The sequence below is a fragment of the Alloalcanivorax xenomutans genome, from assembly GCF_900217905.1.
Lineage (GTDB): Bacteria > Pseudomonadota > Gammaproteobacteria > Pseudomonadales > Alcanivoracaceae > Alloalcanivorax > Alloalcanivorax xenomutans.
The window spans coordinates 1-1,269 of record NZ_OBMO01000041.1 but is presented as its reverse complement, the minus strand read 5'-3'; the positions used below and the strand labels follow the sequence as shown (position 1 = coordinate 1,269).

Sequence of the window (1,269 nt, the reverse complement as noted above, 5' to 3'; positions counted from 1 at the left end):
GCTCCTTGTATGTTGCCCCGGAAGATATTGATAGGGTTTCACACGGTTACCGGGGAGGCCGTTCGCTCCTGGAAGCAGCATGGTCTGACTTCGTCTGTAGAGCGGCTCCCCGCCTCATTGCTCACTCCGAAGGGTATCCCGAAGCCCACCAAGGGACTTCGTATCCACAAGGTCGGTAGTGGCAAGCAGTGCGAGGTCGGGGAACCGGTGCCCATTGTCTCTAATCAATGACCTGAGGTGAAGTGACGTGCCGGTTAACGTGGGTTTGGATATCAGTGCTTACACGGTGGATGCCGTGATTCGGCAAGGCGACAAGGCCTCTCAGCCCAAGCAGTACAAACAGACCGTGGAGGGGCACGCGGCTCTGATCTCACAGTTGAAGAAGGTCAAGCCGGCCCTGATCGTGATGGAAGCCACGGGCATCTATTATTTCGATCTGGCTGTGGCCCTGGCCGACGCGGGTCTGCCGGTCGCGGTGATCAACCCCAAGAGTTTCCGCCATTTCGCTGAGTTGAAGCTGCAGACCAGTAAATCCGACGGCATTGATGCGGATCTGTTGGCCGAGTATGGCCAACGTATGGCCCCGGCGCTGTGGACGCCACCGGATCAGCAGCATCAGATGCTGAGGAGCCTGGGGCGGCAGATCAATCGGCTGGTGGGCAGCCGGGCCCAGGCAAAGAATCGGTTGCACGCCTTGAAGGCCACTCGCTCCACGCCAGCCCTACTGATTGAGGATGAGCAGGAGGGGATCGCCACCCTGGAGAGGCGTATTGAGCGGCTTCGCCAGGCCGCCCTGGAGCTGATGGCCGAGGCTCCCGTGCTGCAACGTCAGTATGAACATCTGCTGGCGGCCAAGGGCGTTGGAGAAGCGACGGCCTTGTCGGTTCTGGCGGAGTTGTGTGTGCTGCCGCGGGATCTGAAGTCCAGTCAGGTCAGTCGGCATGCGGGGTTGGATGTGCGTCAGCACCAGTCTGGAACCAGTGTGAACCGGCCTGGACGCATCAGTAAGGCGGGCAATGTTTACCTACGCTCCGCCTTGTATATGCCGGCGCTATCGGCGGTACGCTACGATCCCAACGCCAAAGCGTTCTATGAGGCTCTGGTGGCCCGGGGCAAGAAGAAGATCCAGGCTCTGGTGGCGGTGATGCGGAAATACCTCACTGGCCTATGGGCGTGTTTGAAGACCGATACCCCATTCGATTCATCGCGTTTATTTCAGCCTCAAGGCCTTCAAAACGCTTGAAGTTGAACAGGGTATCTACAGCGGCG

The 1,269-nt window shown here is 59.2% G+C and carries 1 protein-coding gene; it reads left to right on the top strand.

Annotation, left to right across the window (positions count from 1 at the left end; all coding sequences use genetic code 11):
* The first annotated feature begins 247 nt into the window (after positions 1-247).
* A complete protein-coding gene (locus tag CRO06_RS19745) occupies positions 248-1,243 on the top strand; it encodes an IS110 family RNA-guided transposase (RefSeq protein ID WP_097059222.1) in 996 nt (331 codons plus the stop codon).
* Positions 1,244-1,269: the final 26 nt, after the last annotated feature.